The organism is Dactylosporangium sp. NPDC006015 (assembly GCF_040614215.1).
GTDB classification, from domain to species: domain Bacteria; phylum Actinomycetota; class Actinomycetes; order Mycobacteriales; family Micromonosporaceae; genus Dactylosporangium; species Dactylosporangium maewongense.
Genome location: NZ_JBEXUD010000035.1, coordinates 47,241 through 61,807 on the forward strand (window position 1 = coordinate 47,241; position 14,567 = coordinate 61,807).

Consider the following 14,567-nt stretch of genomic DNA (forward strand, 5'->3'; position numbering starts at 1 on the left):
GTGACCCACGTGTTCCTCCAGCCTTTCCAGATCCCGGTGCTCAGCGGCCCGGCTCGTGGCGCCGCAGCGCCCACCTGGCCGCGCCGGTGAGCGCCACACCCTGCAGCGCGAGGACGCCCATCGCCCACCACCACGCCGCGGCGGTGTGCTTCCACAGCGCGTCCGTGCTCGGGTTCACCACCAGCGAGCGGAGGTCGACGGTGGCCGCCGCGGCGGCGTACCCCCACCGGGACGGTGCCAGCCACGACAGCTGCTCGACACCCGAGCGGCCGACCACTTCGAACAGCCCGCCGCAGAGCACCAGCTGCGCCATCACGAGCCCGACCAGGATGGGCATCGTCTGCTCGCCGGAGGAGACGTACGCGCTGACCAGCAGGCCGGTCACGGTCGCGACCAGCGCGGTCAGCCAGACCACCGCGATCAGCTCCAGCAGCGGCCAGCGCAGCGCGAGCGCCTCGGGGGCACCCGGCCGTCCGGCGAGACCGACGAGCACGAACAGCGCCGCCTGTACCCCGTTCACGACGCCGAACGCCAGCACCTTCGAGCCGAGGTACGCGCCCGGCGCGAGCCCGACGGCCCGTTCCCGGCGGTAGATGGGGCGCTCCCGGACCAGTTCCCGGACGCCGCCCGCCAGGCCGAAGAACACCGCGCCGACGATGAGCACGACGAGGAGCTGGGACGCTTCCGTCCCGCGCGCCAGCGGGTCGCCCGGCACGGCGAACCCGTCGTCGCCGGGGATCACGTGCAGCAGCGCGGCGAGGCCGAGCGGCAGCCCGAGCAGCAGGGCCACGTACATCCGGTCGGCCAGGGTGACGGCGGCGATCCGCCGGGTCAGGATCGTCAGCTGCCGCCACCAGCCCTGCCGGGCCGGTGGTGCCTGGGCCGGTGGCGTCGAGGGCACGACCGGTGCGGCGGCGGCGGGCCGGGGCGTCACCCGCGCGGCGAACCGCGCCGCCCAGCCGTCGGGGTCGTCGTACACCTGCTTGAAGACGTCGGCGTACTCCTGCACGCCGAAGAACGGCAGCAGCTCGCCGGGCGGGCCGAAGTAGGCGACCTTGCCGCCCCGCCCGAGGACCAGCACCCGGTCGCAGACGTTGAGGTGCAGCGGGCTGTGGGTGACCACGACGACGGTCCGGCCCCGGTCGGCGAGGTCCCGCAGGCTCACCATCACGTCCCGGTCCAGCGAGGGGTCGAGCCCGGACGTCGGCTCGTCGAGGAACAGCAGCGACGGCTCGGTGAGCAGCTCCAGCGCGACCGAGGTGCGTTTGCGCTGGCCGCCGGAGAGCGTCTCGATCCGCTGGTCCGCCTGCGCGGTCAGGCCGAGCTGGCCGATCACCTCGTCGATCCGCTGCTCCCGCTCCGCGCTCGTGACGTCGGAGCCGAAGCGCAGCGCCGCCGCGAACCGCAGGGCCCGGCGGACGGTCAGCGCCAGGTGCAGGATGTCGTCCTGCGGCACCAGGCCGATCCGCTGGCGCAGGTCGTCGTACTCGGCGTACAGGTCGCGGCCCTGGTAGACGACCGCGCCCTCGTTCGCCGGGCGGTACCCGGTCAACGCGCCCAGCAGGGTCGACTTGCCGGCGCCGCTGGGGCCCACCACGGCGAGCAGGCTGCACTCGTCGAGCGCGAAACCGACGCCTGAGAGCAGCCGGCGGCCGCCCGCCACGGTGACGCCCAACCCGTCGACGTGCAGCGAGACCCTTCCGGTGTCGACGTACTCCCGCAGCTGCGTGCCGTCGACGACGAGCTGGTGCCGCCCGAACGACAGCAGGTCGCCGGGGCGCAGGTCCGCCTCGGCGATCCGCCGGCCGTTGACGAACGTGCCGTTGCTGGTGCCGAGGTCGACGAGCCGCAGCCCGTCCGGCGTCCGCAGCAGGTCCGCGTGATACCGCGACACCTGCAGGTCGTCGAGCACGATGTCGTTGTCCGGGGCGCGGCCGATCCTGGTGCGGTGCGCGGCCCGGTGGATCGCGGACGGCACCCGGCCGGCCTCGAACCGCGGCCCGGATGCGGCGGTCGCCGGGTGGTTCGCCGCCGTGACCGTCGGCGGCGGCACACCCGGGACCGGCTCCGGGCGCAGGGTGAGCGACGGGCCGTCGGCGGCGCCGAGCCGCACCTGGCAGGGCCGGGCCAGGTCGAGCTCGTCGACCCGGACGCCGCCGGCGTAGGTGCCGTTGTGGCTGCCCAGGTCCCGCAGCCACCAACCGTCGGTGCGGAGGACCACCTCGACATGCTCCCGGGACACCCGGGGGTCGTCGACGACGATCCGGCACAGCGGGTCCCGGCCGATCCGCAGCACCGTCTCCGCCGGCGCGATGCGACGCTCGCCGTCCGCTGAGCCGATCAGGAGGGCACCGGCGGTCATGGGCCGCTCTTCGGGAGTCGCTTCGCCATCGCGGTGGCGAGCTGGATCGCGTCCGACTGGTAGCTGCCGTGCACGAGGTCCATGAAGGTCTGCCCCGTCACCACCACCTCGATGGCCGCCTGACCGCTGCGGACGAACACGATGGCGAGCTTGGCGCTCCCGTTGTCGCTGAAGATCCCGAGCGTCTCGTCGCCGAGCTTCGTGGTCTGCATCTCCGTCCACCCGCACCGGGCGGCGGTGCTGCGCAGCGAGGCGAAGAAGACCTTCGCCTCGTCACCGAAGAAGCCGGCGACGGCCGAGCCCACGAACGGGTAGCCCTCGGCGCCTGTGACCTTGAAGTTGTTCGTCTCGGAACCGGCGATGGCGTCCCCGGCCACCGCGCCGTCGGCGCACAGCTTCAGGCTGGACAGCCCACCCTGGAGATAGTTCTCGTCGGACCTCGAGTTGACCGTGTCGCGCGACGCGCGCATCACCGTGGTGATGTCACCGACCGAGACCAGCGCCGAGCGCAGCTCCGTCACCGGCGGCGGGGGCTTGCTCTTGTCGAACGACCGGGTGGGCCTGGCGCCGGCACCGCCACCGGATCCCGGTTGACCGGTGGTGTCGGTGAGATCCGCCCCGAACTTGTAGGCGGAGAAACAACAAGCGACGACGAGCAACAGGATCGCGCCGAAGATGATCAGCGGCGCCTTGGCGCCGCCCTGCTTCGGCGGTGGGGCACCGAGGTAGCCACCGGCGGCCGGTGGGAACGGCGCCCCGCCGAGGCTGCCGGGCGGCATCGGGTAGCTCACCGGTTGCGGTGCCGGGCCGGCGAAGGAGCCGGGCGGCAGCCGGTATCCGGGCGGGGACGCGGCCGTGGTCGTCGGCGGTGGCGGTGGCGCCGAGACCGGCGCCGGAAGCTGTGTCGGGAGCTGCGCAGTGCCGGCGGTCGTCTCCGGTGGCGGCATCCGCAGGGCGCGGATCCAGCGGGCGGCGCTGGCCGGGCGCGCGTCGGGCTGCGCGGCGAGCATCGCGAGGATGCCGCGCGCCTCCCGGTCCTTCCCCGGCCCGAGCGCCGACGTCAGCCGCTGCGTCATCCCCTGTACGTCGCCGGGGATCGGCGCCTCGCCCGTCAGCGCGTAGTAGACGGTCGCGCCCAGCGTGTACCGGTCGGTCGCGGGGCTGTACTCGCCGCGGGCCAGCGACTCCGGCGCCATGAACGGAGCGGTGCCGAAGATCCGCGAGGTCCGGTCGGTGCCGCGCAGGCGCACCAGCCCGAAGTCCACCAGGTAGACCCGGCCGTCGGCGGCGAGCAGGACGTTCGCGGGCTTGATGTCGCGGTGCAGCACCGGGGCGCCGTTGGTGTCCTGCCCGCTGTGCAGGTAGTCGATCGCCTCGGCGACGGGCTCCAGCGGCGCCAGCACGTCGAGGCCCTGGACCTCGCCGCGCTCCAGCGCCTCCTGCAGGTTGCGGCCCTCGATCCACTTCATCACGAAGTAGAGCCGGCGTCCCGTGGCGGAGGCGCCCTGACCGGCGGGGTGCGGCGGCGGGCCGAGGAAGACCTCCTTCACCTTCACCAGCGCCGGATGCTCCAGCTGCGTGGCGAGCGCCGCCTGCAGCCGCAGCTCCTCCAGCTGCCGGTCCGCGACCGAGTCGTCGTCGATCCGGATCACCTTCACGGCGTACGGGAACGACTCGGCGCCGTGGTGCTCACGAGCCAGCCACACCTCGCCCTCGCCGCCCGCGGCGTGCCGCTGCACGAGCTCATACCGGTCGAGCGCGTCGGCCGGGCCGGCATGACCCGGGCCCCCCTCCATCGACACCAATCCACACCATTCTTTTGCGGCCCTGGGCAACGGCCGCCAGTTTAGGGACGATTCGCCGCCGGCATCGATCACTTGTTAGCGGCTTGTTAGAGGGCCGGTGTCCCGTTTGATATCAATGGCCGGTGGAGTTTGCGCTGCTAGGACCGATGGAAGTCCGGGACGCCGGGCGGCTCCTGCCCGGCGGCAGCGGACGGGAGCGGCTGGTGCTCGCCACGTTGCTGATCAACGCCGAGCGGCTGATCCCCATCGACGAGCTCATCGCCCGGCTCTGGGAGCAGCCGCCGGGATCCGCGAGGGCGCAGCTGCACAACCTCATCAGCGGGCTGCGGCGCCGGTACCGTGTCATCGACACCTCGCTCATCGAGACCAGGCCGACCGGATACCTGCTGCGGCTGGGGCCGCACCGCCTGGACGTCGCGGAGTTCCGTGGCCTCACCGAGCGGGCCCGTGCCGCGGCCGCGGCGGGCGACCACGCCACCGTCGTGGCGGCGCTGGACCAGGCGCTGTCGCTGTGGCGGGGCCCGGCCCTCGCGGACCTCGCCGACGCGTCCTCCGGCGAGGTCCGCGAGGCGCTGGACCGGGAGCGGCTCGCCGCGGCCGAGGCGAAGCTGGACGCCGCGCTGGCGCTCGAGGACTACGACACCGTGCTGCGCGAGGTCGAGCCGCTCGTCGCCGAGAACCCGTACGCCGAGCGGCTCTACCGCGGGCAGATGCTGGCGCTGGCCGGTGTGGGCCGCCGCGCCGACGCGCTCGCCGTCTACCGGCGCGCGTACCGGCGTCTCGTCGACGACATCGGCGTGGAGCCGGGACCGTCGCTGCGCGACACGGAGCGGCAGATCCTGTGGGGACGCCAGACGGGCGGGGCCGCGCCGGCCGGGCCACCGGTGCCGCGGCAGCTTCCCCGGGCGGCCGCGCTCACGGGTCGCGGCCCGCTGCTCGACCAGATCGCCGGGCAACTCTCCGACGACGCCGAGGCCTCCACGGTGGTGCTGCTGGTGGGGCCCGGCGGGGTCGGCAAGAGCGGACTGGCCCTGGCGGCCGGTCACCGGCTGGCGCGGGCGTTCCCGGACGGGCAGCTGTACGCCGACCTCCGCGGCAGCCAGGACACGCCGGCGGAACCGTACCGGGTCCTGGAGCGGTTCCTGCGGGCGCTGGGCGTCGACGGCACCGACCTGCCCAGGGACCCCGACGAGCGCGTCGCGCTGTACCGAAGCCAGTTCGCGCGCGGCCGGATGCTGGTGGTGCTCGACGACGCCGCGGACGAGGCCCAGGTGCGGCCGTTGCTGCCCGGGGCGGGCGCCGCCGTGGTGACCTCGCGGCGGCAGCTGGGAGCGCTGCTCAACGCGGCCCGCTTCCTGGTGCCGGCGCTGCGGACCGCCGACGCGATCCAGCTCCTCGCCGGCGGTGTCGGCGACGCGCGGATCGCCGCCGAGCCGCAGGCCGCGAAGGAGATCGTGCGCCTGTGCGGCGGGCTTCCGCTGGCCGTGCGCATCGTGGCCGCACGGCTGGCGCTGCGGCCCGACGCCGGCCTCGACGAGCTGCGGCGGCGCCTGGCGACGGAGCGCGGCCGGCTGGACGAGCTGGCGGTCGGCGACCTCGACGTCCGGGCGACGATCGCGCTGAGTTACGAGGCGCTGCCGGCCGACACCCGGAAGCTCTTCGTGCGCTCCGGCCTGCTCGGCACGGCGGACTGGCCGGAGTGGGTCGCACAGGCGCTGCTCGACGCGCCGGGCGAGCGGGCCCGCGCGCTGCTCGACAAGCTCGCGGACGTCCACCTGGTGGAGCCGCTCGGCCGGGACGTGACCGGGCAGGAGCGGTACCGGCTCAACGAGCTGGTCGCCGAGTACGCCCACGAGCGCGGCACGTCCGACGAGGCGCCGGCCGAGCGGAGCCAGGCGCTGGAACGGCTGCTCAACGGCTGGCTCGCGCTGGCCACCGAGGCCGGTGAGCTGCTCGGCCACCACGCGGGCGGAGCTGACCTGGAGGTCCCGCCGCCGCCCGGCAGCGGCGCCCGCGCCATGCGGGCCGGCCCGCTCGACTGGTTCGAGACCGAGCGCGCCGGGCTGGTCGCCGGGGTCGACCAGGCATGCCGGTCAGGTCTGCCCGGCATCGCCGGCGGGCTCGCGCTGAGCCTGTCGGGGTTCCTCGGCAACCGGTCCTACGCCGACGACTGGGAACACACGCTCCAGCAGGCGACGGCGTGTGTCCGTTCGCTCGGATCGGACCGGCTCCTCGCCCGCCTGCTCGGCGGCCTGTACGACGCCCACCTGCACCGCGACGAGTACTCCCAGCTGCCGGCCATCGCGGCCGAGCAGCTGAGCGTGGCGCGCCGGCTCGGTGACCCGGAGCTCGAGGTGCGGTCGCTGCGCAACGCCGGCATGGCCGCGGTGCGCCTCGGGCGGTTCGGCGACGCGTTCGACTGGCTGGAGCAGGCGGTGGCGGCGGCCCGCGCCCGGGCGGTCCCCGGCTGGCCGCTCTGCGACGCCCTGGACGGTCTGGGCTTCGCGAACTGGGAGGCGGGCGACGCCGTCACCGCCGTGGCGCTGCTGGAGGAGGCGCTCGCCGTCGACGGCGTGGCGGACCGGTCGCTGCAGCTCGCCCTCGTCCGGTACCACCTCGGCTTGGCGCTCATCGACGCCGGACGGCCCGCCGACGCGGAGCCGGTGCTGGCCGCGGCGCTGCGGACCAGCCAGGAGATGGGCGACGACCTGGGCACGGCGTACCTCGAGCAGGCACTCGCCGACGCGGACCTCCGGCAGGGGCGGTGGACCGGGGCCGCGGCCAGGCTGGGCCGGGCGCTGGCCGGCCACCAGCAGGCCGGGCGCCCCGACGGCCTCGCCGAGACGTTGCGTGCCACGGGTGACCTGGCCGCCGCCGAGGGACGCTGGGCGGAGGCGGCCGGCCCGCTGCGCCAGGCGCTGGACATCTGGCGTCGCATCGGCGCGGCGCCGCAGATCGCCCGCGCGGCGGCCCGCCTCGAACGGGTCTCGGCGGCCTCCGGTGACCACGCCGCGGCGGCCGCCTACCACCGGCAATGGCGCTCGGTCGTCGCCGGGCTGGACGTCGGCGACGCCGTGCTGCGCCTTCCACCGTTCCTCGCCGGGATCTCCGGTACCGACCAGGAGCGGCCGGCGGCGCGTGCGGTTTCCAGCACCGATCCCGGACCCGGCGACGGCTGGTCCGGGCTCCTGTCCGGGATGGTCAGCGACGAGGCGGCCGCGGCCTTCGGCCGGCTCCTGGCGGCGTCCCAGCTGCCCGTCGGTCACCGGCCGGGCATGCTGGACCTCGACGAGGGCCCGGGGCGGGAGCTGCTGGACGCCGGGGTCATCAACATCACCGGCAGCGGCGACGGCCGGTTCGCCCGTGCGGTGCATCCCTCCATCGCGCTGCGCCGGCTGCTCGACCGCCAGCATCGCAAGCTGGCGGTGATGCAGCGGCAGCTGGGCACGGCCTGGGAGCAGTTCGCCGGCATGATGTCGCCGACGGCCGGTCTGGCCGACAGCCCGATCGACGACGACAACGTCCGCGTCATCCGCGACTACCCCGAGGTCGCGCGGCTCGCGTCGGGGCTGTACCGGTCACCGAAACGCCTGCTCCGCGCGACGCTGAACGGCCAGTTCGTCGACGGCGCCCCCACGCACGGGGTCCTGCTCCCACCGGCGGACGCCGTCGCCGCGGGGGTCGAGTTCCGCATGATCTACGACGCGATCCACGTGTCGGACCCCTGGGGCGCGTACAGCGTCGAGCAGTCCGTGCTGGCCGGCGAGCAGGCCAAGGTACGCAAACACATGCCGGTGAAGATGATGCACGTCGACGACACGGTCGCCCTGGTGACCATCGACGCGACCGGCATGGCCGGCGCGCTGCACATCCACTCGGGGCCCCTGCTCGAACTGCTCGCCGAGTGGTTCGACCTGCTGTGGCACGACCCCGGAAGCACGGTGGTCGGCGGCGGGGCGGACGACGCCGGGCTCACCGGCGCCCAGCGCAGGGTGCTCCGCCTGCTGGCCGCCGGCCTCACCGACGAGGCCATCGCCCACCGCACCGGCACCGCCGTCCGGACCGTACGCCGCCACGTCGGCGCGATCCTCAAGGTGCTCGGCGCGGACAGCCGCTTCCAGGCCGGCGCCGCCGCGGCGAAACGCGGCTGGCTGTAGCCGTTGAGCGATCCGGCGTGTGGATCACCTGGCCGGAACCGGACAATGTCCGGAACGGTCCACGCTCCACGGTCGGAGGAGGCGGCATGTACATCCCGAACCGCCGGGACCGGCGCCGGCGGCGCGCCTGGCTCCTGGTCAGTGCCGTCGTCCTCACGTTCGTCAGCCTTCTCGACGGGTGGCTCTCCATCGACGAGGCGCGGGGAGGCGTGGTCGACGCCGAGGTGGTCGGCGTCCGGAACATCTCCTCCGGCCGCCGGGTCTACGACGTCCGGTTCGACGCGGCCGGGCGGGTCTGCTCGACCCAGGTGGACTCCGGCTCCAACCCGAAGCCACGCGACGTGCACGCCGGCGGGACCTCCCGGCTGCACTACTCGGCGTCGGACCCGTGCACCAAGGTGCGCGAGACCGGCGGCCCCAGCCCCGGCCCGCTTCCGATCGTCACAGCGCTCGTCGCGGCCGGGCTCTGGGTGGGGGTGTGGCGGCTCCGGCCGGGTGGTGGTCGCTCATAGACCGGACGGATCCGCCGACAGCCAGGTCCGGTGACGTTCTTCGAGTGTGTCGCGTTCCGCCGGTGTCGGCAGGATGACGTCGGCGCCGCCGTCGTACGGGTGATACAGCCAGCGGAGGTCGGCCGGGGCGAGGATCACTCCGCCGAGCTCGTCGTCCGCGACAGCGCGCAGGATGTCGTCGACGATGCCGGTCTTCCATGGCCGTGTGCTGATGTGCAGCTGGGTGTAAGCCGGGTGTTCGGGGTCTTCGAGGACCGTTTGCCAGTGGACGCCGTCGGCGGCCAGCCGGGCCCGGGTCTGGCGGAGGTCGAAGGACGTGCCGGCGGCGTCGGTCCAGTCGGCGGTGATGACAAGGAGCGGACCTCGGATGTCGAGCTCGTCCAGCACGGTGTTGTGCCGGTGGAGCACGACGGCGTATTCAGACTCGGTGTCGGGGTACCGCTTCGACCCGGGGAGGCTGTGGAACCTGACCCACCGGTTGTTGTACGCGAACGTCAACTCGTGCGCGATCGGCCGGCACTCAGGCCAGCGCCTGCTCCATGTCTCCGCCACGAGGTGGGGGTCCACCGGCTCGTCCTGGTTCACATCGCCTTCCTACCGCAGACCGGCTGGCGGTGGACGGCGATTTCGCCGTCCACTGCTGCGTGGTGGGCATGGGGTCAGGCCGTCGCGAGGGCCTCGGCCTGGACGACGTCGGGGGACGTGCGGCGCACCAGGCGGGCGCCGAGGAGCATGAGCGGCGCGTAGCAGGCCAGGGCGACCACGGCGCCGACGACGGCGGGGAGCATGGCGGCGGCGATGAACGGCACGAGGATCACCGGCACGGTCCACCAGCCGACCACGCCGGCGCGGGCCAGGCCGGCCAGGAGCAGCGGCAGCATGACCACGCCGCCGACGACGCCGGTGAGGCGCCACAGGACCATCGAGGGGTCGGCGGCCACGGTGTCGAAGACCTTGACCGCGTCGGCGAGCGGGACGGCGCCGGGCATCGCGCCGGTGAACCAGTCCGACAGCAGCATGCCCGACATCTGGATCGCGCCGAACGTCGTCAGGGCGACCCCGACGGCGGTGAGGGTCCGGCCGCGTCGGCCGCGCAGCAGGGTCAGCGTCGCCGGCACGCCGAGCGCGATGAGCACCCAGGCGTAGTGGAGGAGGTTCGCCGACAGGACGGACAGGCCGTAGTCGTCGGCGAGGGAGCTGAGGTACGCCGCGGAGGAGTCGTCGGCCTGCGGCGGCGAGGTGAGCATGCCGCCGAACATGAGGAACGGGGCCAGGACGAGGGCGCCGCCGGCAAGCCGGCGCAGCGGGGCCGGCGTGGTGCTGGTGCTGGTGGTGGTGGTGGTGGTGGTGGTGACGTTATCGGACATCGCACTGAATCCTCTCGGGGTTGCAAGCGCCGGTGTTCGGCGTGATGCAAACGCTATGGCGGTGCGACGCCCGGCGGATCGGCGTGCAGGGCCGCTCCGGCTGCGACCTCGGGGCGACCGGCGGGCCCCGGGGTCCTCCCCGGGGAGGACCCCCGGGCCGGCGATGTCGTCCCTGGATCTGATGCCGCCGTGGCCGCGCGCTCGATACCGTCGGGGGCGAGAGGAGGCCCCGGTGCGCGTTCCACGGAGTCAGCGGCAGTGGCTGGTCGTCGGCGGGGTCGCCGGCGTGCTGTTCGCCGCCCTCGCGCTCGTCGAGGCCTATAGCGACCCGCGGGCCACGGACACCCGCCTGGCCGCGGTCGCGACGGTCGTGGTCCTGGCGCTGTGCTTCCCGCTCGCCGCGTGGTTCCCGGTCGCCGCGATGACCGTGGCGATGCTGTCGTTCCCCTACGCGATCCTGATCGGGGGACCGGGGGTCGGCGGCGCCCAGCTCATCGCGGAGCTGGTGCTCGTCGTCCATGCCACGTTCCGGAGCCCGCCGCGGCGGGCGCTCGTCGCGTCGGTCGCCGCCGCGGTGGTGCCGGCCGCCCTGCTCGTCTGGAGCGGCGAGGGCGCGTGGGAGTTCGTGTTCTTCGGCACGCTGATCGGCGCCGCCTGGGGGCTCGGGACGTTGCTGCGCCGCGAGCAGGCGCGCTCCCGGCAGCTCGCGATGCTGGCCGCCCAGCTCGACGCGGAGCGCGAGAACCGGGCCCGTGCGGCCGTCGACGAGGAGCGGGCACGCATCTCCCGCGAGCTGCACGACGCGGTGGCGCACACGGTCAGCGTCATGACGATGCAGGTCGGCGTGGTGCGCCGCCGGCTGGGCGACCGTCCCGCCGAGCGCGACGTGCTGGTCCAGGTCGAGCAGCTCGGCCGGCGTTCGGTGACGGAGCTGCGGCGGGTGGTCGGGCTGCTGCGCCCCGACGACAGCGACGGCCTCGCCCCGCCACCGTCGCTGCGCCGGCTCGACGACCTGGTCGGTCATCTCCGTTCCGCGGGGCTGGACGTCACGCTGCGGGTCGAGGGGGAGCCGGTGCAGCTGCCGGTGGCGCTGGACGTCTCCGCCTATCGCGTCACGCAGGAGGCGCTCACCAACACGCTGCGGCATGCCGAGGCCGGGTCCGCCACGGTGGTCGTGACGTACGAGCCGGCGGCCGTCAGCCTCCGCGTCGCCGACGACGGGCGGGGCGGCGCCGCACCGGGCCCGTCCCCGGGCGGCGGGCACGGGCTGGTCGGCATGCGGGAGCGGGTCGCGATGTTCGACGGTGAGCTGCGGACCGGTCCCCGCGCCGATGGTGGTTTCGAGGTGTACGCGCGGTTTCCGCTCGGCGAGGAGACACGATGATCCGGGTGCTGCTGGCGGACGACGAGGCGATCGTGCGGGCGGGCCTGCGCATGCTCATCTCCGACGAGCCCGACCTCGAGGTCGTCGGGGAGGCCGCGGACGGTCACGAGGCGGTCCAGGCCGTCGCCGCGCTCAGCCCCGACGTGGTCCTCATGGACGCCCGCATGCCGGGGCTCGACGGCATCGGGGCGGCAAGGGCGATCGCCGAGGCGCACCCCGGGGTCAAGGTGCTCGTGCTGACCACGTTCGACGAGGAGGTGCTGCTGGACGGTGCGCTGCGTGCGGGCGTCGCGGGGTTCCTGCTCAAGGTGTCGCCGCCCGAGCAGCTGCTCGACGCGCTGCGGGAGGTCGCCGCCGGGCGCGGGCTGATCGATCCGGCGGTGGTGCCCCGGGTGATCGGCGGCTACGCGCGCGCACCGCAGGCGCCGGTTCGCGCGCCGGCCCTGGACCGGCTCACGGGGCGCGAGGCGGAGGTGCTCGCGCTGGTCGGCCGGGGGCTGTCCAACGCCGAGATCGCCGCGCGGCTGTTCCTCGGCGAGACGACCGTGAAGACGCACCTCGGCCGGGCGCTGGACAAGCTCGGCCTGCGCGACCGTCCCCAGGCGATCGCGTTCGCCTACGAGAGCGGCCTGATCCGTCCCGGCGACGACACCGGCTGACGGGCCCGCCCGCCCCGGCGGCGACGTGGGTGGACGGGCCGCCCGCCCCGGCGGCGACGTCGGTGGACGGGTCGGCCGTCCCGGCTCCGGGGCTGGTTGACGGGCGTCTGGCGAGGCGGCGGCATCGGTTTGACTGGCCGTCCGCGCGGGCAGCAGTAGGACCCGTCCGCGCGGGCAGCAGCAGGGCCCTGCGTTCCAGGTCGATCGGGTCGGCAGTTCGCATCGATGGGATCGTTGCCGCCGGACGCCGCTGACCTTCCGTCGGGGGAATCCGGGGACGATCGTGCGTCGGGCGTCGCCGGGGTGGGTGTGATCCGCCGTGAGAGCGCCGGCCGGTCGGCAGCGGCGAGAGTGCAATCCGCGCCAGTGCGATGTGCCATCAGGCGGACCGACACCTGCGGGCGGTCCGACCTCCCGTGACGGTCTGTCGCGTGAACGGGCCGGCAGCGGGTAGGCGGCAGGTATGAAGATCGGTGTGATCGGCGCCGGCAAGGTTGGCTCCACGCTGGCTCACCTGTACGTCACGGCCGGCAATGACGTCGCCATCGCGAACTCCCAGGGGCCGGACACCCTGCGCGACCTCGAGCATCAGCTCGGCCGTCACGCACACGCCGTCACCGTCGAGGAGGCGGCCCGCTACGGCGACGTCGTGATCGTCGCCGTGCCGTTCTGCCAGTTCGAGGACCTGCCCGCCGATGCGCTGGCCGGCAGGACGGTGGTCGACGCGACCAACTACGTCCCTGAGCGGGACGGGCACGACGCGGAGCTGGAGCGCGGCGACGTGACCAGCAGCGAGCTGATGCAGCGGCACCTCGCCGGGGCGCACGTGGTCAAGGCGTTCAACGCGATGCGCTGGGACCACCTGCGCGACTACGGCCACTCGGCCGGGTCGAACTTCCGGTACGGCATTCCGGTCTCCGGCGACGACCCGGACGCCAAGTGGCGGGTCCTCGACCTCGTCGAAGAGATCGGCTTCGAACCGGTCGACGCCGGGCCGCTCGTCGAGGGCGGTCGCAAGTACCAGCCCGGGACGGAGGTCTACACCGCGGATCTGGAGGCCGACGAACTGCGCGCCCGGATCGGCGTCGAGGCCGCCTGAACCTGCCGGACCACGGGCGGCGCGGCGCGGCGGGGTGGGTCGGCGCGAAATGTCGATCGGGTCGGCGATTGCAGGTTAGCCGAGGTCCGCATGGGTAGCGGGGGCCTGGCTGCACCTGCCTGGACGGCAGGTGGCGGGCGGGAAGGAGGACGGTGGGGATGGCGACACGGGACGGTCAGCGCGTGATCGTGGTGACCGGGGCGAGCGGGGGAGTCGGCCGGGCGTCCGTCCGGGCGTTCGCGGCGCGCGGTGACGCGGTCGCGCTGCTGGCACGCGGCGAGGACGGGCTGGCCGGCGCCGAGCAGGACGTCCGTGCCGCCGGTGGCCGCGCCCTGCCGATCGAGGTCGACGTCGCCGACAACGACGCGGTGCAGGCGGCCGCGGACCGGGTCGAGGACGAGCTCGGCGAGATCGACGTGTGGGTCAACGTGGCGTTCTCGTCGGTCTTCGCGCCCTTCGTCGACGTCGCCGCGGACGAGTTCCAGCGCGCGACCGAGGTCGCCTACCTGGGGTACGTCAACGGTACCCGCGCCGCGTTGCGGCAGATGCTGCCCCGCGACCGGGGCGCCGTGGTGCAGGTCGGGTCGGCGCTGGCGTACCGCGGCATCCCGCTGCAGAGTGTGTACTGCGGCGCCAAGCACGCCATTCAAGGCTTCACCGAGTCCGTCCGCTGCGAGCTGCTGCACGACCGCAGCCGCGTCCGCGTCACGATGGTGCAGCTGCCGGCGGTCAACACGCCGCAGTTCGACTGGGTGCTGTCGCGCCTTCGCCGCCACCCGAAGCCGGTCCCGCCGATCTACCAGCCGGAGATCGCCGCCCGCGCCGTGCTGTACGCCGCCGACCATCCGCAGCGCCGCGAGTACTGGGTCGGCGGGTCGACCGTCGGCACGCTGCTGGGCAACAAGGTCGCGCCGGGGCTGCTGGACCGCTATCTGGCCCGCACCGGCTACGACTCGCAGCAGACCGGCGAGCGCGCGGCCAGGCTGCGGCCGAACCTGTGGCAGCCCGCCGACGCGGCGCCCGGCACCGACCAGGGCGCCCACGGCTCGTTCGACCAGGTCGCGCATGCGCGCAGCCCGCAGCTCTGGGCGTCGCAGCACCACGGCCTTCTCGCCGCGGCGTGCGGCGCGGCGGCGACCGCCGGCGCCGCCGTCTGGCTGGCCCGCCGCCGGGCCTGACACAAGACGGACCCGACACGCAAAGACACGAGACGGACCCGACA

At 74.3% G+C, this 14,567-nt stretch carries 10 protein-coding genes; 6 read left to right on the plus strand and 4 right to left on the minus strand.

Going from position 1 to position 14,567, the window contains the following annotated elements:
• Positions 1-40 precede the first annotated feature (40 nt).
• The gene (locus ABZ321_RS41500; protein ID WP_354901193.1) at positions 41-2,362 is read right to left on the minus strand and encodes an FHA domain-containing protein; all 2,322 of its coding nucleotides are present in this window, start codon (positions 2,360-2,362) and stop codon (positions 41-43) included.
• Positions 2,359-4,158: a serine/threonine-protein kinase gene (locus ABZ321_RS41505; RefSeq protein ID WP_344508949.1), complete on the minus strand. Its 1,800-nt coding sequence runs from the start codon at positions 4,156-4,158 to the stop codon at positions 2,359-2,361. Before ABZ321_RS41505 ends, ABZ321_RS41500 begins: the two co-directional genes overlap by 4 nt.
• 155 nt (positions 4,159-4,313) lie before the next feature.
• Between ABZ321_RS41505 and ABZ321_RS41510 the strand changes: the two genes are divergently transcribed.
• Together ABZ321_RS41510 and ABZ321_RS41515 are read left to right on the plus strand one after the other, a co-directional pair.
• Entirely contained in the window at positions 4,314-8,324 is a 4,011-nt protein-coding gene (locus ABZ321_RS41510) for a BTAD domain-containing putative transcriptional regulator (protein ID WP_354901195.1), read from the plus strand.
• Positions 8,325-8,410: 86 nt separating this feature from the next.
• Positions 8,411-8,836 carry a hypothetical protein gene (locus ABZ321_RS41515; RefSeq protein ID WP_354901197.1) on the plus strand — a complete coding sequence of 142 codons (426 nt, stop codon included), beginning with the start codon at positions 8,411-8,413 and terminating at the stop codon, positions 8,834-8,836.
• On the opposite strand, the gene ABZ321_RS41520 is transcribed toward ABZ321_RS41515, so the two are convergent.
• Both ABZ321_RS41520 and ABZ321_RS41525 read right to left on the minus strand, forming a co-directional pair.
• A complete protein-coding gene (locus tag ABZ321_RS41520; RefSeq protein WP_354901199.1) occupies positions 8,831-9,421 on the minus strand; it encodes a hypothetical protein in 591 nt (196 codons plus the stop codon). The two genes, ABZ321_RS41515 and ABZ321_RS41520, sit on opposite strands and share 6 nt — an antisense overlap.
• A 74-nt stretch (positions 9,422-9,495) precedes the next feature.
• Positions 9,496-10,203, minus strand: a complete 708-nt coding sequence (locus tag ABZ321_RS41525) for a hypothetical protein (protein WP_354901201.1) — start codon at positions 10,201-10,203, stop codon at positions 9,496-9,498.
• A 232-nt stretch (positions 10,204-10,435) separates the two neighbouring features.
• On the opposite strand from ABZ321_RS41525, the gene ABZ321_RS41530 reads away from it, so the two are divergent.
• From ABZ321_RS41530 to ABZ321_RS41545, 4 genes are all read left to right on the plus strand, one after another.
• Complete coding sequence (locus ABZ321_RS41530) at positions 10,436-11,587, plus strand: histidine kinase (RefSeq protein WP_354901203.1); 1,152 nt, start codon at positions 10,436-10,438, stop codon at positions 11,585-11,587.
• On the plus strand, positions 11,584-12,246 hold the full coding sequence (locus tag ABZ321_RS41535; protein ID WP_344508770.1) for a response regulator transcription factor: 663 nt from the start codon (positions 11,584-11,586) through the stop codon (positions 12,244-12,246). Before ABZ321_RS41530 ends, ABZ321_RS41535 begins: the two co-directional genes overlap by 4 nt.
• A 463-nt stretch (positions 12,247-12,709) precedes the next feature.
• The gene (locus ABZ321_RS41540; RefSeq protein WP_354901205.1) at positions 12,710-13,345 is read left to right on the plus strand and encodes an NADPH-dependent F420 reductase; all 636 of its coding nucleotides are present in this window, start codon (positions 12,710-12,712) and stop codon (positions 13,343-13,345) included.
• 152 nt (positions 13,346-13,497) lie between these two features.
• Positions 13,498-14,523, plus strand: coding sequence for an SDR family oxidoreductase (locus ABZ321_RS41545; RefSeq protein WP_354901207.1), 1,026 nt, complete (start codon positions 13,498-13,500; stop codon positions 14,521-14,523).
• Positions 14,524-14,567 lie beyond the last annotated feature (44 nt).

Coding starts and splice junctions, on each gene's coding strand:
- ABZ321_RS41500 (WP_354901193.1), bottom strand. CDS start 2,362: ATGACCGCCGGTGCCCTCCTGATCGGCTCAGCGGACGGCGAGCGTCGC.
- ABZ321_RS41505 (WP_344508949.1), bottom strand. CDS start 4,158: ATGGAGGGGGGCCCGGGTCATGCCGGCCCGGCCGACGCGCTCGACCGG.
- ABZ321_RS41510 (WP_354901195.1), top strand. CDS start 4,314: ATGGAAGTCCGGGACGCCGGGCGGCTCCTGCCCGGCGGCAGCGGACGG.
- ABZ321_RS41515 (WP_354901197.1), top strand. CDS start 8,411: ATGTACATCCCGAACCGCCGGGACCGGCGCCGGCGGCGCGCCTGGCTC.
- ABZ321_RS41525 (WP_354901201.1), bottom strand. CDS start 10,203: ATGTCCGATAACGTCACCACCACCACCACCACCACCACCAGCACCAGC.
- ABZ321_RS41535 (WP_344508770.1), top strand. CDS start 11,584: ATGATCCGGGTGCTGCTGGCGGACGACGAGGCGATCGTGCGGGCGGGC.
- ABZ321_RS41540 (WP_354901205.1), top strand. CDS start 12,710: ATGAAGATCGGTGTGATCGGCGCCGGCAAGGTTGGCTCCACGCTGGCT.